The following is a 20,241-nucleotide window of genomic DNA, read 5'->3' on the forward strand; positions in this document are numbered from 1 at the left end:
TATTAATGAATTATTATTGAAATATAAAGGAGTTTTGTTGAATATTGATAAGTAGAATATTATAATATAGTGTGAATAGTTTTTTGGTAATGAAATTTGTAGAGTTAGTATTTATGCTAAAAATGGACTTATAGTTTGGAGGACAAAAAATGAAATTATCAAGGTACGAAAAAAACAATATGGTTTTGTCTGTGGTTTTATGTGCACTTATTATTTCAATTCTTGTAATTACTGTTTTTACTACTGTAAAACTGTACAACATATCTAATAAGCAAACTAAAAACTATCTAAATGATGTATCTACACAAGTTGTAACAAATGTTGATAATCAAATTAAGTTTATTTTATCTGATTTAAGGCTAATGGCAGATTTTATTAAACAATATGAAGGTGATAGTCGATATGATTACTTAGCAAAAAGAAAAACTAGTTATAAATATTCTGATATTGGAATAATAGATTTAAAAGGTAAAACAAAGTTTTTAAGTGGAAAAGAAGCGGATTTAAAGAATACTATTTCATATAAAAAGGGGATAGAGGGAAAGGAATACACAGAACTTATAGAGTCAATAGATGTTGTACTCTACAGTGTACCTATATTTGATTATAAACATGAGGTATCTAGTATTTTAGTAGGTGTTTCTCAAAAAGAAAGTGTGAATAATATTCTTGGTATTGACAGTTTTAACGGAGAAGGAACTATTGAAATTGTTAATACTAAGGGGAAACCTCTCTTTATAGGTAAAAATAGTGAGTTGATAAAGGACCTTAGTCATAAATATAAAGGTGCTACAAATGAGCATTGGGTTCCCAAAATAATGGATGACTTTAAGAATGAAGAATCAGGAGAAATTACAATAACTTCGTCAAAAAATGTAAAGTGTCTGCTAACGTATCATCCAGTAACAAAAGATTTAAATGATTGGTATTTCATTCTTATAGTGCCTGAAGAAGCTGTTTTAGGTGAATTGAATAAATTAAACATTTTTACAATAATAATGACCTTTATAATTATTTTTATTATTGGAATTATAACATGGATTTTATATACTATTAGAAGAAAATACATAAAACAAATTGAAGATATTGCTTATTTAGATAATATAACAAATGGTATTAATTCAACAAAATTTAGTATGTTAATAAAACCTTTAATTTCAAAATCTCCTGATAATACTTATATGATGATAGCAATAAATATAAAGGATTTTAAGCTAATAAATGACTGTTTTGGTAGTGAAAAAGGAAATAATACACTTAAATATATTTATAATGTTTTAGAAAAAAATATTGCTAATGATGAGGAGTTTGTATGTCGGCATGATGCAGACCTGTTCTATCTATTTATGAAGAATAGACCAGTATTAGAAGTTTTAGAATTACTGTATAAAATAGAAGATGAGATTAATTATTTTAACAAAGGAAAAGAAAACCCATACTTTTTAAGAATATCAGTAGGTATTTACGCAATTGAAAATCATGACGAAGATTTAATTACAATACAAGACCATGTGAATACAGCAAGAAAAAGTTTTAATAAAGCACATAAAAGTGATTTTAATTTTTATAGTGATATAGAAAAAAAACGATTGATATTTGAAAAGGAATTGTCAAATTTAATGGAAAAAGCTCTTGATGATAAAGAATTTTTTATATGCTTACAACCAAAGATTGATATAAAAACTGGAAAGGTTAGTGGTGCAGAATCTCTTGTTCGTTGGAATAGCCCAGAGAAGGGGATGATTTATCCTAGTGATTTTGTTCCCATTTTTGAAAAAAGTGGATTTATATGTGAGTTAGACCTATATGTTCTTGAAGAAACATGTAAATTGATTTCTAAATGGATAAAAGAATGTAAGGAGTTATTAATAATTTCTGTTAATGTATCAAGACAACATTTAAAGGATAAATCATTCTTAGAAAAATATGAGATGATATGTATTAAATATAATGTACCTACATCTTTAATAGACTTAGAACTTACAGAATCTATTTTTTTAGAAAATCCAGAAGCAATTTGTGTAATAGATGATATCCACAGTAAAGGCTTTAAATGTTCTATAGATGATTTTGGATTTGGATATTCATCATTAGGGATATTAAAGGAGTTTAAAGTCGATATAATTAAATTAGATCGTTCATTTTTTGTTAGTAAAAATAATATAGAACGTGGTAAAGTTGTTGTGGAATCTATTATTGAACTTAGCAGGAGACTTGGTATGAAAGTAATTGCTGAAGGTATTGAAGAAGTTGAACAAGTATATTTCTTAAAAAGTATTGGATGTGATTATATTCAAGGTTATGTTTTTTCTAAACCATTATCAATACATGAATTTGAAGAATTCGCATATAATGGTGATAAAGTAAAAAATTTAACAATACCTAATGATTAGGTTTATAAAATTAAATATTTAGGCAAGTTATATAATTTAAATATATAGCTTGCTTTTTTTATTTGTATGTTTAAATCTACAGATATAGTTTTACTTTTAAGTAAAACTTTTAACTATTTTGTTGTTACCCATATAGTTAAAGATATGTAGCAGTTATTAGTAAAGCGTTGAAAATACTATGTAATGTTAAAATATATTGTAATTAGTAGGTGATATAAAGTTTTAAATATAAATATTATATTTTTTAATAAAAATATGTCTACAGATTTTGTAAAAACAATTTTCAAATATTGTAAGTTGTAGTTAAAGCTTTATTGTATTATTCTGAATATAGAAAGATAGTTACTATTTTTAGACATAAAAAAACTTAAATATACAGAATAACATAAAATTTGCAGTATTAATAACTCTAATTATTTTGAAAGGAGGGAAAATATGATAAGTGGAAGAATGTTACTCATTATGAATTTTCTAAAAGGAAAAGAGAAGACAAGTTATAAGGAAATTAGCCAACAATTAAGTATAGAAGAAAGAAAAGTTAGATATGACATAAATAATTTAAATATAGTTTTACAGTCATTAAATAAACCATTAATACAAAAAATAAATAAAGGTGTACTAATTATTCCTAAGAATTTCCAAGTAGTATATATAGATAATAATGAATATGTATTTTCTTTAACTGAGAGAGTATCTATTATGAAGATTATATCAATGTTTAAAATAGATAAGCTAAATTTAGAAAAGTTGAGCAAAGAATTCCAGGTTTCTAGAAGTTCAATTAAAAACGACCTTAATGTTCTATCAAGTGAATTAGAAAGAAACCAAATAACTATTACATATGATAAGACTTTCAAAATAAGTGGAGATGAAAACACTATATATAAACAAAGACTAAGTATATTAAAATTATATTCTTACCTATTTGGTAAAGAAAAGTCTGATTTAAGTGTGTTTGAGCAGTACTTAGTGAAAATTATTGAACAAATATTCAAGGGGATTTCCTTGAATAATATATATAATTGGTCAATAGATTTACTTTCCAAAATGGATTGGATTTTAAATGATGAATCTTTCACATGGTATGTTTCAAATATTTTTCTTTTTACATGGTACATACATTCAGATGAAAAACATCCTTTGGAATCTTCCTCATTAAGTGAACCATATTTTGAAAATAAATTTGACCAAGAATTTGAACAAATCATTCAAAAGAAATTGACTAAAGAACAAATTTTATTGCTAAAAAGTTTTGTGTTTTTTACAAATAAATATGCAAGTTTAAATGAAGATATGGATTTGATTAGTACAGAAATAATAGTTCAAGATTTAATTTACAATATGTCAGAAATATTGAGTGTTGATTTTAAAGAAGATATGATTCTTTATAAAGGATTGCTTAATCATATTGCCCCATTAATAGAAAGAATCAAGCAAAACATACAGATTTATGAAGAACTATTTCATGTAATACCAGATAAGTATCAATATGTACTTGAAGCTACTAAGGTTTCTATACAAAAAAATAGGATGTTAAATCAAATAAAAAATGAAAATGAAATAATACTTTTAGCAATACACTTTTTAGGAAGTGTACAAAGAAATGAGAGAAACAATTATAAAAACATATTATTAGTTTGTGGATTTGGATATGGTGTAATTGCTATGTTAAAAGATACTCTAATAAATGATTATCAAATAAATATAGTGGATAGTATTCCAGCATATAAATTACAAGATTATAAGGAATGGGAAAATATCGATTTTATTATAACAACATCAAAGATAGTTGTAACTTTGCCTAAAGTAGTTATTGAGATTAATCCATTTTTGCAGGAAAACGATTATTTAAAACTCGAAGAAAAAGGAATAAAAAGAAAGAATGTCTTGACTAACTATATATCAATCAAAAAAAGGCTGGATTTCTTAGAAGAAGATGCTCAAAAAAGAGTATTGAGTATCATATGGCAGGAGCTTGGATATAGTGATGAGAGAATATTATCTAGACAGCTTAAATTAAGTGATTTAATAGGTGCTGATACTATCAGTATAATTGATAGAGAAGTTAAGTGGGAAGATGCTGTTAAAATTAGTTCAAATATACTTGCTAATTGTGATTTTGTATCAACACAATATGCTGAGAATATTATAGATATTTTAAATAATGTAGGTTTCTATGCTGTAAAAGATGAAGAGTTTGCTTTATTGCATGGAAATGACAGTTCATTAGTTAAAGTAAGTTCAATAAGTTTACTAATATGTAAAGAGCCAATTAGTTTTGGTGATAAAAAGGTTAAAGTTATATTTTGTTTAGCAAGTAGAGATAAGAAAGAGCAAATTCCAGCAATAATTAATTTAACTAAAATGGTTTATAAGACTAATTTTATTAGTATGTTAGAAAGTGCAAGGACAAAAGAAGAAGCAGAAGGTTTAATTCATAAATATGAGGAGGAGGTCACTGTATGAGTAAATTAGTCAATGTAAAATGCTCATTCAAAATGAAAGCAGATTCAAAAGAAGAAGCTATTACATCATTAGTGGATGTAGTATCAAAAGAGGGGTATTTAAGAGATAAAAATCAATTTTTAGAAGATGTTTTAAAGAGAGAGGAAACATTATCAACATATATTGGGCATGGTATAGGTCTACCTCATAGTCAAAGTATAGGTGTCAAAGATTCTTGTATTACAATTGGAAAGTTTGATGTTCCTATTGAATGGACAGAAGAAGGTGAAAAAGTAGACTTGATATTTTTAATATCAGTAACAAAAGATAATGAAAATAATCTTCATTTAAAGATTTTATCAAAACTGGCACGTTTATTGATGCATGAGAGTTTTAGAAATCAAATTAGAGGGGCAGATGAACAAACAGTTTATAATCTTATAAAAGAAAAGATAGGGGAGGAAGATTAAAATGAGGATTTTAAAGTTTTTACAAAAACATCTTATGACAGCAACATCATATATGATTCCATTTGTAGTTGCTGGGGGAATATTATTTGCTTTATCAGTAACATTAAGTGGACAAGCTGCTGTTCCTGAAACTGGATGGTTAGCTAAACTAAATCAAATTGGTGCTGCAGGTCTAGCTTTATTCATTCCAATATTAGGCGGATATATAGCATTTAGTATGGCAGATAAGCCAGGGCTAGCACCAGGTATGATAGGTGCATATTTAGCAAAAGAAGTAAATGCTGGTTTTATAGGTGGTATTATAGCAGGGTTCATAGCAGGATTTGTTGTATTACAACTGAAGAAAATAAAATTAGCTCCTACAATGAGAACTCTAGGTTCCATATTTATTTATCCTTTGCTTGGTACATTGATTACAGGTGGTATAATTGTATTTTTAATTGGAGAACCTATAGCTTCTTTTATGGCATGGATGACGAACTGGTTAAATGGAATGTCTGGTGTTTCAAAGATTCCTTTAGGGGGTATTTTGGGAGGAATGATAGCTTCTGATATGGGTGGTCCTATAAATAAAGTTGCTGCGACTTTTGCTCAAACACAAGTTGATACACTTCCATACTTAATGGGAGGGGTTGGAGTTGCGATTTGTATACCTCCAATTGGATTAGGGTTAGCAACATTATTATTCCCAAAAAAATTTAGTAAAGAAGAAAGAGATTCAGGAAAAGCATCACTTCTAATGGGATGTGTTGGAATCACGGAAGGAGCTATTCCATTTGCAACAGCGGACCCTGTTAGAGTAATTCCTTGTATTATGTCTGGTTCAATTATTGGAAATATTATGGCTTTTTTACTGGGATGTTTGAATCATGCTCCTTGGGGAGGATTGATAGTACTTCCAGTTGTTGATAACAGGTTGGGTTATATAGCATCTGTACTAACTGGAGCAGTTGTTGTCGCAATATTGATGAAATTAGTAAAGAAAGATGTAAAAGAAGATGAAGAAATTGAAGAAGATATAGATGATTCTATTGAACTAATATTTGAAGAATTATAGATATATAAAATAATAAATTAATTTATATAAAATTGTAAGAAAATTATATAGAACTATAAATTTAAAGGAGATAAAGATATGAAAATTGTAGCAGTAACATCTTGTCCTAGTGGAGTGGCCCATACTTATATGTCAGCTGAATCACTTGAATTATCAGCAAAAAAATTTGGTATAGAAATAAAGGTTGAAACTCAAGGAAGCTCTGGAATAGATAATGAGTTGTCAATTAAAGAAATTGAAGAAGCAACTTGTGTAATATTAACTAATGATGTTGAGATTAGAAATATGGAGCGTTTTAAAGGCAAGAAAGTAGTAAGAATGAGTGTGTCTGATATTATTAAAAAATCTGATGCATTAATTAAGAAAATAAAAGATACTTTTCAATAAAGTTTGATTTATTTTACATATAACATAAAGATGTTTTTATTGAAGATTTTATTAAAAGCATCTTTGAAAACATCTTAAAAAATAGAATAAAAGGAGATATAGTAATGAAAAAATTACCAATAAAAACTGTCGTACAACGATTACTAGACTTACAAAAAGAGGGGAAAAGTGCAACACTTTTAGGGATTGGTCCTATGTCACCTAATTTGTTACAAGCGAGTTTTGAATTAGCAAAGGATGATGATTTTCCTTTAATGTTTATTGCAAGTAGAAATCAAGTAGATGCAGATGAGCTAGGAGGAGGTTATGTAAATGGTTGGAATCAAGAAACATTTACAAGAGATATTAAGAAAATAGCTGATGAAGTGGGATTTGATGGTTTATATTACTTATGCAGAGACCATGGAGGACCATGGCAAAGAGATAAAGAGAGAAATGACCATTTACCTGTTGACAAAGCTATGGAATTAGGAAAAAAATCTTATTTAGCTGATATTGAGGCAGGTTTTGATTTATTAATGATTGACCCTACAAAAGACCCATTTGAAATGGGAAAAGTGATTCCATTGGATATAGTGTTAGAACGAACTGTAGAATTAATTGAATATTGCGAAAAAGAAAGAAAAAGACTTAATTTGCCAGAGATAGGATATGAAGTTGGGACAGAGGAAACAAATGGAGGCTTAACTTCAACTGAGACATATGAAACATTTATAACTAGATTAAAGGTTGAACTTGAAAAGAGAGATTTGCCAATGCCGACATTTATAGTTGGTCAGACAGGTACTCTAACTAGAAAAACAGAACAGGTAGGCACTTTTAACTTTAAGAATGCTTATGATTTAGCTCAAATGGCTAAAAAGTATGGAGTTGGGTTAAAGGAACATAATGGAGATTATTTGGATGATGTGACTTTATTAGAACATATACCATCTCAAATTATTGCGACAAATGTTGCTCCTCAATATGGTACTGAAGAGACTAGAGCATACTTAAAGCTAGCAGAAGTTGAAAGAAAACTAAAGGAAGAAGGATTAATTGAAAAGACTTCAAATATTAGACATGTTCTTCTTGTAGATGCTATTGAATGTGGACGTTGGAGAAAATGGGTGATAGGAGAACAGAAAAATCTAACTACTGAAGAAATCTTTAAGGATGAAGTTTTATCTAATGAAATATTAGATATTGCAGGTCACTATACATTCAATAATGATGATGTTAAAAGAGAGATAGAAATGCTTTATAGTAATTTAAGAAAAAATAACATCAATGGTCAAAGATTTGTTGTAGACCATATTAAGCGTCCTTTACGTGATTATGCAGAATGTTATAATCTAAAAGGTGTAACTACTAGAATTTTAAATAAATAATAGGACTTATAGTGGTAGGTATTGTTATACTAGGTATTTATAGTTATAATTATATTTACCACTATTAAATTTTGGAGGACTAATATTTTGATTAATTTAATTTTTGATGTAGATGATACTTTATACAATCAGTTAACACCTTTTTATATCGCATATGATAAAGTATTTTCTTCAATAAAGAATATTTCTGTTAAAGATTTATATATCAGTAGCAGAAAGTATAGTGATGAGGTATTTCATTTGACTGAGAGTGGAGAGATGCCAATTGAAAAAATGCATGTGTATAGAATAATGAAAGCTTTTGAAGAGTTAGGAAACCCCATTACAGAAAAAGATGCTCAAAATTTTCAAGATGAGTATATATATCAACAATCACAAATAACTCTAATACCAGAGATGGAGCAAGTTTTGAATTTTGCTAAAGAAAAAAATATTAATATTGGAATTATAACTAATGGACCATCTTCTCATCAAAGAATGAAATTAAAGCAATTAAATATTGAAAAGTGGGTTGATGAAGAGAATATTTTTATTTCTAGTGAAGTTGGCTTTTCTAAGCCAGACATTAATATTTTTAGATTAGCTGAGAAATTTATGGGTTTAGATAGGGCAAATACATATTATATAGGTGACTCTTATAAAAATGATGTAGTAGGTGCTAAAAAAGCTGGATGGAAGAGTATCTGGATGAATCATAGGGGGAATAGTTTAGAAGATTTGATTTATGAGCCTGATTTTGTAATTTTAGATTATCAAGAAATGAAATTGTTATATAAAAGATTATTTAAGGATGATTAACTATTGGCAAGATATGAATTTATTGATAAAATACAGAATTAAAAACGGCACTTTATATTTTTAAATTAACAACTATAAAATTATACACTAATGAAAAGGAAGATGATTTATAATAATTAACTTCCTTTTTTAGTATAGACTCTGATACAAGTATGTATAGAAATGAGTATCTTACTGAATTATAAATCTTATAATTTAAAAAATACTATGCAAGTTTACTTTAAAATTATATAAAATATATTTATTTATCAAAAAATAATAAATAAATGAAAAGTAATTTTATTAGGTATCAAAAAAAGCGAATAAAGTTCGATATGGGGCGAATAAAAAAAATACAAGTAATATTTTTTTTAAAAAATTTCAAAAAAGAGTTGATAATATATGTATATTAATATAAAATTTAAGGTGTATAATTCGTATAATGATACGAATGATTTAAAATGTAAAATAACTTATAAACGGAGAGGGGAAGTCTAATGAAAGTAGCAGTAGTTATGGGTTCAAAATCAGATTATCCAAAATTAGAAGAAGGGATAAAACTGCTTGAAAAATATGGAATAGAAGTTGTAGCAAGAGCATTATCTGCTCATAGAACACCAGAACAACTTTCAACATTCCTAAAAGAAATAGAAGATGATACAGATGTAATAATAGCAGCAGCAGGAAAAGCAGCACATCTACCAGGTGTAATAGCTTCACAAACTCTAATTCCAGTAATAGGATTGCCTATTAAATCATCAACTATGGATGGATTAGACTCACTTTTATCAATAGTTCAAATGCCAAAAGGAATACCAGTTGCAACAGTTACAATAGATTTAGGTTTAAATGCAGCTTTATTGGCATTACAAATAATGACTCTAAAATACCCAAAATTAAAAGAAGATTTGAAATCATATAGAGAAGAAATGGCACAAAAGGTGCTAGAAGACGACAAGAACTTAAGGGGGTAACAGAAATGTTATTATATGAAGGAAAAGCAAAACAAGTATATTCTACAGATAATGAAAACGAATATGTTGTTTATTATAAAGATGATGCAACAGCATTTAATGGAGAAAAAAAAGCAGAAATATCTTCAAAAGGTATACTAAATAATAAAATATCAACAATAATCTTTGAAATGTTAAAAGAAAATAATATAAATACACACTTTATAAAAAGTTTATCAGACAGAGAAATGCTAGTTAAGAAAGTAGAAATTTTACCATTAGAAGTGATAGTAAGAAATATTGCTGCTGGTTCTATCTGCAAAAGAGTTGGTCTTGAAGAAGGTGTAGTTTTCGATGAGCCAATCTTTGAAATAAGCTATAAAAACGATGATTATGGTGACCCAATGCTAAATGACGATTATGCAGTGGCAATGAAATTAGCAACTAGAGAAGAATTGAAATTCTTAAGAGAAGAAACTCTAAAAATAAATGAATTGCTAAAAACATTCTTCTTAAAATTAAACCTAAAGTTAGTTGACTTTAAAATAGAATTTGGTAAAGATTCAGAAGGAAACATAATATTGGCAGATGAAGTATCACCAGACACTTGTAGACTTTGGGATGTAAACACAAATGAAAAATTAGACAAAGACAGATTTAGAAGAGACCTTGGAGACCTTGTAGAAGGTTATATGGAAGTACTTTCGAGAATGAATAATAAATAGGAGGCAAATGTATGTGTGGAGTTTTAGGGATTTACTCTAATAAAGATGTAACTAAAGAACTATATTATTCTTTATATTCTATGCAACACAGAGGGCAGGAAAGCTGTGGTTTAGCTCTTTTAGATGATGGAGAAATTAAGTACAAAAAAGATATGGGATTAGTTGGAGATGTTTTTAAGGAAAGTGAATTATCTAAGTTAAAAGGAAATATAGGTATTGGACATGTTAGATATTCAACAGCTGGAGGAAGTCATGTTTCTAACTGTCAGCCTTTAGTTGGAAGTTGCAGAAAAAGACAATTAGCTATAGCTCATAATGGAAATCTAGTAAATGCAAATTATTTAAAAGATATGCTAGAAGAAGATGGATATATGTTCCAAACTAATTCAGATACAGAAGTAATTTTATATATACTTGCAAGATATTACAAAGGTGATATAGTAGAAAGTTTAAAAGTAACAATGGACTATATCAAAGGTGCATATGCCCTTGTAATAATGAGTCAAGATGAATTGGTTGCAGTTAGAGATCCACATGGATTCAGACCTCTTGTACTTGGTAAAAAGGGTGATGAATATATATTTGCATCAGAAAATTGTGCAATAGACATACTTGGCGGAGAAGTTATAAGAGATGTAGAGCCAGGAGAAATAATAGTAGTTAAAGATGGTGAATTAAAATCATATTTTTATTCAGAAAATTATAAACCAGTTAAGAAAAGTTGTATATTTGAACACATATACTTTGCAAGAAATGATGCAACTATAGATAATGTAAATGCATATGAGTTCAGAATTAAATGTGGGGAAAGATTAGCTCAAGATGAAAATGTAAAAGCAGATGTAGTAGTTCCAGTTCCTGATTCAGGTTGGCCAGGAGCTATTGGTTATGCAAATGCTAGTGGATTAAAAATAAGTGAAGGTCTAGTTAAAAATAGATATGTAGGAAGAACATTTATAAAACCTACACAAGAGGAAAGAGAAATAGCTGTAAAAATAAAATTAAATCCTCTTTCAACAGTAATAAAAGGAAAATCTATAATTTTAGTAGATGATTCAATAGTAAGAGGAACTACATCTAAACAGTTAGTAAAATCTTTAAGAGAAGCAGGAGCAAAAGAAATTCATCTTAGAATAACATCTCCTCCAGTAGCTTACTCTTGTTATTATGGAATAGATACTCCAAATCGCTCTAAGTTAATTGCATCAAGTAACAACGTAGAAGAAATGAGAGAATATATTGGATGTGATAGTTTAAAATTCCTAGATATAGAAGGAATGTTAGATGCAGCAGAACATAAGTCTACTTTCTGTAAAGCTTGTTTTGATGGAGAATACCCAGTTAAAAAAATTGATAAGGAGGAACTACTTTCATGTTAACATATAAAGAATCAGGTGTAGATATAGATGAAGGAAATAGAGCAGTAGACCTTATAAAAGGTAAAATTAAAGGAACTTATGATGGAAATGTAGTTGGAGATTTAGGAAACTTTAGTGGATTATACAGTTTAAAAGATTTTGTGGGAATGAAAGAACCAGTTTTGCTTGCATCTACAGATGGTGTTGGGACTAAGTTAAAAATAGCTCAAATGATGGACAAGCATGATACTGTTGGAATAGATTTAGTTGCAATGTGTGTAAATGATTTAATATGTCAAGGTGCTAAGCCATTATTCTTCCTTGATTATATAGCTCTTGGAAAATTAGTTCCTGAGCATATAGAAAAAGTAGTTGGTGGAATAGCAGATGGCTGTAAGATGTCTGGTTGTGCACTAATTGGTGGAGAAACTGCTGAAATGCCTGGAATGTATGGAGATGATGATTATGATTTAGCAGGATTCTCTGTAGGTATAGCTGACAAAGAAAAGATTGTTTCTGGAAATGATGTTAAATCAGGAGATGTATTAGTTGGTATATCTTCAAGTGGAGTACACAGTAATGGATTTTCTTTTATAAGAAAGATATTCTTAGAAACTTATGATTATAAGATGGAACAATATGTAGAAGAACTAGGAATGACAGTTGGGGAAGCACTTTTAACACCAACTAAAATATATGTTAAGTTAGCTTTAGATGTATTAGCTAAACATGATATAAAAGCTATAGCTCACATAACTGGTGGAGGGCTTATAGAAAATATAACAAGAGTTATACCTAAAGGATTAGGATTAGACATCAATAAAAAATCTTGGGAGAAGCCTCCTATATTTAAAATGATAGAAGGTTTTAATGCTGTAGATGAGAGAGAACTTCATAAGAGTTTTAACATGGGTATTGGACTAGTTTTAATAGTAGATAAAGAAAATGCCAACGATGTTGTAAACTTTATAAATAATAGAGAAAATGACAATGCTGCTTATGTAGATAAAAAGTATAGTGAATTATTAGAAGATAAAGCATATATAATTGGTGAAGTAGTAGATAGTCATGAAGGTGTAGAATTATGCTAAATATAGGAGTTTTGATATCTGGTGGAGGAACAAATTTACAAGCAGTTATAGATGGTACTGAGTCTGGAAAAATAAAAGGTCAGGTTAAAGTAGTTATCTCAAGTAAGCAAGATGCTTATGGTTTAGAGAGAGCTAAAAATCATAACATAAAGGCAATTTGTGAAACTAATGAAGACAAGATAATAGAAATTCTTAAAGAAAATAAAATAGATTTAGTAGTTTTGGCTGGTTATTTAAAAATAATCAGCCCAAAGCTGGTTAATGAGTTTAGAAACAAAATGATAAACATACATCCATCATTAATTCCTTCATTTTGTGGGGCTGGATTCTATGGAGAAAGAGTCCATCAGGGAGTAATAGATTATGGGGCTAAAGTAACTGGTGCTACAGTTCATTTTGTGGATGAAGGTGCTGATACTGGACCAATAATAATGCAAGATGTAGTTAAGGTAAATCAAGATGATGATGCAAAAACACTTGCAAAAAGAGTGTTAGAAGTTGAACATAGGATTTTGGAAGAGAGTTTAAGTCTTTTTTGTGAAAATAAATTAAAACTTCAAGGTAGGAGAGTGTTTATAAATGAGTAAGAGAGCTTTAATAAGTGTAACTGACAAAACAGGTGTAGTTGAATTTGCTAAAGAATTAAATAAGTTAGACTATGAAATTATATCTACAGGAAATACTTTTAAGACATTAAAAGAAAATGGAGTTAATGTAATGCAAGTTGAAGATGTTACAAACTTCCCAGAAATATTGGATGGAAGAGTAAAAACATTAAATCCATATATACATGGTGGAATACTTTATAAAAGAGACAAAGAATCTCATGTAGAAACTGTGAATGAACATAAAATACATTCAATAGATTTAGTAGCTGTAAATCTATATGATTTTGAAGGAACTTTAAAATCTGGAAAAAGCCACGATGAAATGATAGAAAATATAGATATCGGTGGACCATCTATGATACGTTCTGCTGCTAAAAACTATAAAGATGTAATAGTAGTAGTAGATATAAAAGATTATGATTCTATAATAGAAAAATTAAAAACAGAGACAATGACATTAGAAGATAGAAAAAAATTATCATATAAAGCTTTCTCAACTACAGGAAGATATGATGCTTTAATATCTAGCTATTTTGCTGGAGAAGTAGGAGATACATATCCTGACATATTAAATTTAACTTTCCAAAAAGAACAAACTTTAAGATATGGAGAAAATCCACATCAAAATGGTTTCTTATATTCACAATCAAATGCAAAAAATCCAATCTTAAATTATGAACAACTAGGTGGGAAAGAACTTTCTTTCAACAACTTAAATGATTTACATGGTTGCTTAGAAGTTATGAGAGAATTTAAAGACAGTGAAGAAGTAGTTTCAGTAGCTATAAAACATGCTAATTCATGTGGTGTAGGATTAGGAAAAGATGCTTTTGAAGCATATACAAAATGTTATGAAGCAGATAAAGTATCAATCTTTGGTGGAATAGTAGGAATAACTTCTACTGTAGACAAAGCTACAGCAGAGAAATTAAATGAAATATTCTTAGAAATAGTAGTAGCATACGATTTTGAACCAGAAGCATTAGAGATACTTAAACAAAAGAAAAATCTAAGAATCTTAAAATTAGCTAAGATAGAAAATAGTTTACAACCATATGAAATGAAATACTTAGATGGAAAATTATTGATACAAGATAGAAACAATACATTAGCAGAAAAAAGTGAAAATGTAACAAAAGCAAAACCAACAGATGAGCAACTTAAAGACATGGAATTTGGTATGAGAGTGGTAAAAAATATGAAGTCAAATGCAATTGCAATAGTAAAAAATGGTCAAACTCTAGCTCTAGGTTGTGGACAAACATCAAGAATTTGGGCATTAAAAAATGCTCTTGAAAATAATAAAGATAAAGATTTTACAGGAGCTGTTTTAGCATCAGATGCATTTTTCCCATTTGATGATTGTGTAACATTAGCTCATGAATATGGAATATCAGCAGTAGTTCAGCCAGGTGGTTCTATAAAAGATAAAGATTCAATAGAAGCTTGTGATAAGTATGATATGGTTATGGTATTTACAGGAATAAGACACTTCAAACACTAAGGAGGATATTATGAAGATATTGGTTGTAGGCGGTGGCGGAAGAGAACATGCTATATGCTGGAAATTAAGCAATGAAAAAAATGTAGAAAAAGTTTATTGTGCGCCAGGTAATGCAGGAATCGCAAATGTAGCAGAATGTGTAAATATAGGTGATACTGATGTAGAAGGGCTTTTAAAATTTGCCAAGAATAACAAAATAGGTCTAACAATAGTAGGTCCAGAAGTACCACTAGTTATGGGAATAGTAGATGAATTTGAAAAAGAAGGTTTAAGAGTATTTGGACCTAATAAAAAATGTGCTCAACTTGAAGGAAGTAAAGCTTTTTCAAAAGATTTTATGATAAAGCATAACATACCTACTGCAAAATATAAAGAATATACAAACTTAGAAGAAGCTATATCAGAAATAGATAGCTTTGGGTATCCAGTAGTAATAAAAGCGGACGGATTAGCTGCTGGAAAAGGTGTTGTAATACCTGAAAATAGAGAAGATGCTATAGCAACTTTAAAAGAAATGATGTCAGATAAGAAATTTGGAACTGCTGGAGATAAAATAGTAATTGAAGAATTTTTAAAAGGTATAGAAACTTCTATCTTGGCATTTGTAGACAATAATACAATAGTTCCTATGGCAAGTGCAAAAGACCATAAAAAGGTAAACAATTATGAACAAGGACCGAATACAGGTGGAATGGGAACTTTTTCACCTAGTGAAATCTATACAGAAGAATTAGCAAATAAAGTAAAAGAAACAGTACTAGAAAAAACATTAGAAGGATTCAAAAAAGATGGACTTAACTTTAAAGGTATTTTATTTGTTGGTCTTATGATAACTGATGATGGAGAGAAAGTACTTGAATATAATGTAAGATTTGGAGACCCTGAAACACAATCTGTTTTATTTAGATTAGAAACAGATTTACATGAAATAATGGAAGCTATACTTGATAATAAGTTAAAAGACATAGAAATAAATTATAGTGATGATGAAGCTGTATGTGTTATGCTTACATCAGGTGGGTATCCAGACAGTTATGAAAAAGGAAAAGTTATAACTGGTCTTGAAAATTTAGATGATGATATAGTAGTATTCCACAGTGGTACTAAGATGCTTGACGGCAATTTAGTTACTAATGGGGGAAGAGTAATTGGTATAACTACAAAATCAGCTACAGTTAAAGATGCAGCAGAAAAAGTTTATGAAAATATAAAAAAAATAAACTTTGAAGGAATGCACTATAGAACAGACATAGGTAGATAATTTTTCAAAAATGGAGGATAAGGTATGTTGAATACTGGAAATAAAGACTCAATGGTTAGAAGAGTACTAGTTGAAAAAAGAGAAGGTTTTGACCTTGAGGCTAAAGCTTTAAAAAAGGATTTAGTGGAAAGCTTGCACATAAGTAGTATAGAAGATTTAAGAATATTAAATAGATATGATGTAGAAGGAATATCAGAAGATGTTTATGAAAATGCAGCAAAGACAATCTTTTCTGAGCCAAATCTAGATGTAGTATACTATGAGGAAATACCAGAATTAAATGGAGAAAGAGTATTTGCAATAGAGTTCCTACCTGGTCAATATGACCAAAGGGGTGACTGGGCAGCTCAATGCGTCCAAATAGTAAATCAAGGTATAAGACCTGCTATTAATACAGCAAAGGTTTATATATTATCAGGTAAAATAACTGATGAAGAATTTAGCAAAATAAAGGATTACTGCATAAATCCAGTGGATAGTAGAGAAGCATCTTTAGAAAAACCAGAAACATTAAAAATGGAAACTGAGATACCAACAGCAGTTGAAATATTAGATGGATTTATAGATTTAAATGAAGACGGATTAAAATCATTTGTAAGTGACAAAGGATTAGCAATGACTTTAGGAGACTTACAACATGTTCAAAAATATTTCAAAGATACAGAAAAGAGAAACCCAACTATAACAGAAATAAAAGTTCTAGATACTTATTGGTCTGATCATTGTAGACACACTACTTTTATGACTGAAATAGAAAATGTGAAAATAGAAGATGGTAAATTTAATGATATAGTAAAAGAAGCGTATCAAATGTATCTTAACTCAAGAGACAATGTATATGTAAATAGACATAAAGATATATGCTTAATGGATATAGCTACAGTTGCAGTAAAAGAATTAAAGAAAAATGGTAAGTTAAATGATCTAGATGAAAGTGAAGAAATAAATGCATGTAGTATAAATGTGGATGTTGAAGTTGATGGAAAGATGGAAAAATATTTAGTAATGTTTAAAAATGAAACTCATAACCATCCAACTGAAATAGAGCCGTTTGGTGGAGCAGCTACTTGCCTAGGTGGAGCTATAAGAGACCCATTATCAGGAAGAAGTTATGTTTATCAAGCAATGCGTGTTACAGGAAGTGCTGACCCAAGAACAACTTTAGAGGACACTTTACCTGGAAAGCTTATGCAAAGAAAAATAACTACAGAAGCAGCTCATGGATATAGCTCATATGGGAACCAAATAGGTCTTACAACTGGACAAGTTGCAGAAGTATATGACGAAAACTTTGTTGCAAAAAGAATGGAAATAGGTGCAGTTATAGCAGCAGCACCAAAAGAAAATGTAGTAAGAGAAAGACCTGAAGCGGGAGATGTAATAGTTCTTCTTGGCGGAAAAACAGGAAGAGATGGCTGTGGAGGTGCAACTGGTTCATCTAAAGAACATAGTGAAGAATCAATATTAACTTGTAGTGCAGAAGTCCAAAAAGGTGATGCTCCTAACGAAAGAAAAATACAAAGATTCTTTAGAAATAAAGAAGTTGCTCAAATGATAAAAAGATGTAATGACTTTGGAGCAGGAGGAGTTTGTGTTGCTATAGGTGAGATTGCTGATAGTTTAGATATAAACTTAGATTTAGTGCCTAAAAAATACGATGGGCTTGATGGAACTGAACTTTCAATTTCAGAATCACAAGAGCGTATGGCAGTAGCTATAAAAAAAGAAAATAAAGATAAATTTATACAATTAGCAGTAGAAGAAAACTTAGAAGCTACACATGTAGCTACAGTAACTGACACAGGATATTTAAGAATGTTCTGGAATGGAAAAGCAATTGTAGATATAAATAGAGAGTTTTTAGATACAAATGGAGTGAAACAAACTACTGATGTCCATGTTACTAAAGTAGATGAAGAAAACACATTCTTTAGCTCTAATGAAATAGTAAAAGATGTTAAGTGTGCAAGTATGAAAGACAAATTTACAAAAGTATTATCTGACCTTAATGTTTGTTCTCAAAAAGGATTAGTAGAGATGTTTGATAATACAATTGGTGGAAATACAGTACTTATGCCATTTGGTGGAAAGTATCAAGCTACTCCAACTCAAGGTATGGTTGCTAAGATACCAGTTCTTGGTGGAGAAACTAATACTTCTACAATAATGACTTATGGATATAATCCAAAAGTAGGGAAATGGAGTCCATTCCATGGAGCTTTATATGCAGTAGTAGAATCTGTATGTAAATTAGTTGCTATTGGAGGAAATTACAGTACAACAAGACTTACATTCCAAGAGTACTTTGAAAAACTTGGTAACAATCCAGAAAAATGGGGCAAACCATTCTCAGCACTTTTAGGAGCATTTTATGCACAAAGTAAGTTTGAAATACCTGCTATAGGTGGAAAAGACAGTATGTCTGGTACATTTAAAGATATTGAAGTTCCACCAACATTAGTTTCATTTGCTGTTGATACAGTAGATGCTAGAAAAGTAGTATCTCCAGAATTTAAAAAAGCAGATTCAAAAGTAGTAATGTTATGTGTAAATAAAGCAGAAAATAATGTTATAGACTTTGAAGAACTAAAGAAAAACTTAGATAAAGTAAGAGAACTTATACATGAAAATAAAGTTTTATCAACATATGCATTGGGATTTGCAGGTGTAGGTGAAGCAATAAGTAAAATGGCTTTTGGTAACAAAATAGGATTTAAGTTTAATGAAGAAGCTGAAAAAGTATATACAGATGATAAATTATTTGAAGCTAGTTATGGAGATATAGTACTTGAATTAGCAAATGATGATTTAAGCATGTTAGATGGATATAATTACATAGTGCTTGGAAGTACAGTTAAAGATGCTAGTATATTCATTAAAGGTGAAGAACTTTCATTAGATGAATTATATAAAGCACATTGTAGTACTTTAGAGCCTATATTCCCAACTAAAACAGAAGAAGTAAAGTCAAAAATAGAGACTATAAGCTATATATCACAAGGAGAGGCTAAAAAATCATCATTAAGTATAGCTACTCCAAGAGTATTTATACCAGCATTCCCTGGAACAAACTGTGAATATGACTCTGCAAGAGCATTTGAAAGAGCAGGGGCTAATGCAAATATAAGAGTATTTAAGAATTTAACTTATAAAGACATAGAAGATTCTATAGATACAATAGTGAATGAAATAAAATCTTCTCAAATAATAATGTTACCAGGAGGATTTAGTGCTGGTGATGAGCCAGATGGTTCTGGTAAATTTATAGCTACTGTATTTAGAAACCCTAGAGTTCAAGAAGCTATAAATGAGTTTTTAACTCAAAAAGATGGTTTGATGTTAGGTATCTGTAATGGATTCCAAGTATTAATTAAGTTAGGTTTAGTTCCATATGGAGAAATAAGAGTTCCAAGTGAAAGTGCACCAACACTTACTTACAATAATATTGGACGTCATCAAGCTAAGATTGCTAGAACTAGAATTTCATCTAATAAATCTCCTTGGCTAGCTCAAACTAATGTTGGAGATATTCACAATATAGCTATTTCTCATGGAGAAGGTAAATTTGTTGCTAGTGAAGATGTTATGAGAGAATTAATTGCTAATGGACAAGTAGCAACTCAATATGTTAATTTTAATAATGAAGCTACTTATGATATTGAATTTAATCCAAATGGTTCATTCTATGCTGTTGAAGGTATAACTAGTGCTGATGGTAGAGTGTTTGGTAAAATGGGACATTCTGAGAGAATTGGTGAGGAAGTATTTAAGAATATCATAGGTGAGAAAGATCAAAAGATATTTGAATCTGGAGTTAAGTATTTTAGATAGGATTCTGGTAA

Annotated in this window: 15 protein-coding genes; all 15 read left to right on the forward strand. The window is 29.4% G+C overall.

What is annotated here, in order from left to right:
- Window positions 1-149 precede the first annotated feature (149 nt).
- The 15 genes from IC219_RS13600 (at window position 150) to IC219_RS13670 (ending at window position 20,230) form a co-directional block, all read left to right on the forward strand.
- Window positions 150-2,393: an EAL domain-containing protein gene (locus tag IC219_RS13600; RefSeq protein ID WP_227434626.1), complete on the forward strand. Its 2,244-nt coding sequence runs from the start codon at window positions 150-152 to the stop codon at window positions 2,391-2,393.
- A gap of 435 nt (window positions 2,394-2,828) precedes the next feature.
- Window positions 2,829-4,859, forward strand: coding sequence for a BglG family transcription antiterminator (locus IC219_RS13605; RefSeq protein ID WP_227824849.1), 2,031 nt, complete (start codon window positions 2,829-2,831; stop codon window positions 4,857-4,859).
- Window positions 4,856-5,308, forward strand: a complete 453-nt coding sequence (locus IC219_RS13610) for a PTS sugar transporter subunit IIA (RefSeq protein WP_227434628.1) — start codon at window positions 4,856-4,858, stop codon at window positions 5,306-5,308. Before IC219_RS13605 ends, IC219_RS13610 begins: the two co-directional genes overlap by 4 nt.
- A 1-nt stretch (window position 5,309) precedes the next feature.
- The gene (locus tag IC219_RS13615; protein ID WP_227831431.1) at window positions 5,310-6,365 is read left to right on the forward strand and encodes a PTS fructose transporter subunit EIIC; all 1,056 of its coding nucleotides are present in this window, start codon (window positions 5,310-5,312) and stop codon (window positions 6,363-6,365) included.
- A 78-nt stretch (window positions 6,366-6,443) separates the two neighbouring features.
- The gene (locus IC219_RS13620; RefSeq protein WP_227434630.1) at window positions 6,444-6,752 is read left to right on the forward strand and encodes a PTS fructose-like transporter subunit IIB; all 309 of its coding nucleotides are present in this window, start codon (window positions 6,444-6,446) and stop codon (window positions 6,750-6,752) included.
- A 104-nt stretch (window positions 6,753-6,856) separates the two neighbouring features.
- Window positions 6,857-8,122 carry a class II D-tagatose-bisphosphate aldolase non-catalytic subunit gene (locus tag IC219_RS13625; protein ID WP_227434631.1) on the forward strand — a complete coding sequence of 422 codons (1,266 nt, stop codon included), beginning with the start codon at window positions 6,857-6,859 and terminating at the stop codon, window positions 8,120-8,122.
- Window positions 8,123-8,209: 87 nt separating this feature from the next.
- Window positions 8,210-8,920, forward strand: coding sequence for an HAD family hydrolase (locus IC219_RS13630; protein ID WP_227434632.1), 711 nt, complete (start codon window positions 8,210-8,212; stop codon window positions 8,918-8,920).
- 476 nt (window positions 8,921-9,396) lie between these two features.
- Window positions 9,397-9,873 (forward strand): 5-(carboxyamino)imidazole ribonucleotide mutase, encoded by a 477-nt coding sequence (gene purE / locus IC219_RS13635; protein WP_003420964.1) that lies wholly within the window; start codon window positions 9,397-9,399, stop codon window positions 9,871-9,873.
- A gap of 5 nt (window positions 9,874-9,878) precedes the next feature.
- The gene (gene purC / locus IC219_RS13640; RefSeq protein ID WP_227483465.1) at window positions 9,879-10,577 is read left to right on the forward strand and encodes a phosphoribosylaminoimidazolesuccinocarboxamide synthase; all 699 of its coding nucleotides are present in this window, start codon (window positions 9,879-9,881) and stop codon (window positions 10,575-10,577) included.
- Between the two features lie 11 nt (window positions 10,578-10,588).
- A complete protein-coding gene (gene purF / locus IC219_RS13645; RefSeq protein WP_227434634.1) occupies window positions 10,589-11,956 on the forward strand; it encodes an amidophosphoribosyltransferase in 1,368 nt (455 codons plus the stop codon).
- Window positions 11,950-13,026, forward strand: coding sequence for a phosphoribosylformylglycinamidine cyclo-ligase (gene purM / locus IC219_RS13650; RefSeq protein WP_227434635.1), 1,077 nt, complete (start codon window positions 11,950-11,952; stop codon window positions 13,024-13,026). Before purF ends, purM begins: the two co-directional genes overlap by 7 nt.
- Window positions 13,020-13,613 carry a phosphoribosylglycinamide formyltransferase gene (purN, locus tag IC219_RS13655; RefSeq protein WP_227434636.1) on the forward strand — a complete coding sequence of 198 codons (594 nt, stop codon included), beginning with the start codon at window positions 13,020-13,022 and terminating at the stop codon, window positions 13,611-13,613. The genes purM and purN overlap by 7 nt, the downstream gene beginning before the upstream one ends.
- Window positions 13,606-15,138, forward strand: coding sequence for a bifunctional phosphoribosylaminoimidazolecarboxamide formyltransferase/IMP cyclohydrolase (purH, locus tag IC219_RS13660; protein ID WP_227831430.1), 1,533 nt, complete (start codon window positions 13,606-13,608; stop codon window positions 15,136-15,138). Before purN ends, purH begins: the two co-directional genes overlap by 8 nt.
- A gap of 10 nt (window positions 15,139-15,148) precedes the next feature.
- Window positions 15,149-16,399: a phosphoribosylamine--glycine ligase gene (gene purD, locus IC219_RS13665; RefSeq protein WP_227831429.1), complete on the forward strand. Its 1,251-nt coding sequence runs from the start codon at window positions 15,149-15,151 to the stop codon at window positions 16,397-16,399.
- A 24-nt stretch (window positions 16,400-16,423) separates the two neighbouring features.
- On the forward strand, window positions 16,424-20,230 hold the full coding sequence (locus IC219_RS13670; RefSeq protein WP_227483463.1) for a phosphoribosylformylglycinamidine synthase: 3,807 nt from the start codon (window positions 16,424-16,426) through the stop codon (window positions 20,228-20,230).
- Window positions 20,231-20,241 lie beyond the last annotated feature (11 nt).

The sequence above is a fragment of the Clostridioides sp. ES-W-0018-02 genome (assembly GCF_020658175.1).
Classification (GTDB): domain Bacteria; phylum Bacillota; class Clostridia; order Peptostreptococcales; family Peptostreptococcaceae; genus Clostridioides.

Bases quoted from the DNA above. Each gene is read 5' to 3' on its own strand.
- IC219_RS13600 (WP_227434626.1), top strand. From the start codon at position 150: ATGAAATTATCAAGGTACGAAAAAAACAATATGGTTTTGTCTGTGGTT.
- IC219_RS13605 (WP_227824849.1), top strand. From the start codon at position 2,829: ATGATAAGTGGAAGAATGTTACTCATTATGAATTTTCTAAAAGGAAAA.
- IC219_RS13610 (WP_227434628.1), top strand. From the start codon at position 4,856: ATGAGTAAATTAGTCAATGTAAAATGCTCATTCAAAATGAAAGCAGAT.
- IC219_RS13615 (WP_227831431.1), top strand. From the start codon at position 5,310: ATGAGGATTTTAAAGTTTTTACAAAAACATCTTATGACAGCAACATCA.
- IC219_RS13620 (WP_227434630.1), top strand. From the start codon at position 6,444: ATGAAAATTGTAGCAGTAACATCTTGTCCTAGTGGAGTGGCCCATACT.
- IC219_RS13625 (WP_227434631.1), top strand. From the start codon at position 6,857: ATGAAAAAATTACCAATAAAAACTGTCGTACAACGATTACTAGACTTA.
- purE (WP_003420964.1), top strand. From the start codon at position 9,397: ATGAAAGTAGCAGTAGTTATGGGTTCAAAATCAGATTATCCAAAATTA.
- purC (WP_227483465.1), top strand. From the start codon at position 9,879: ATGTTATTATATGAAGGAAAAGCAAAACAAGTATATTCTACAGATAAT.
- purF (WP_227434634.1), top strand. From the start codon at position 10,589: ATGTGTGGAGTTTTAGGGATTTACTCTAATAAAGATGTAACTAAAGAA.
- purM (WP_227434635.1), top strand. From the start codon at position 11,950: ATGTTAACATATAAAGAATCAGGTGTAGATATAGATGAAGGAAATAGA.
- purN (WP_227434636.1), top strand. From the start codon at position 13,020: ATGCTAAATATAGGAGTTTTGATATCTGGTGGAGGAACAAATTTACAA.
- purH (WP_227831430.1), top strand. From the start codon at position 13,606: ATGAGTAAGAGAGCTTTAATAAGTGTAACTGACAAAACAGGTGTAGTT.
- purD (WP_227831429.1), top strand. From the start codon at position 15,149: ATGAAGATATTGGTTGTAGGCGGTGGCGGAAGAGAACATGCTATATGC.
- IC219_RS13670 (WP_227483463.1), top strand. From the start codon at position 16,424: ATGTTGAATACTGGAAATAAAGACTCAATGGTTAGAAGAGTACTAGTT.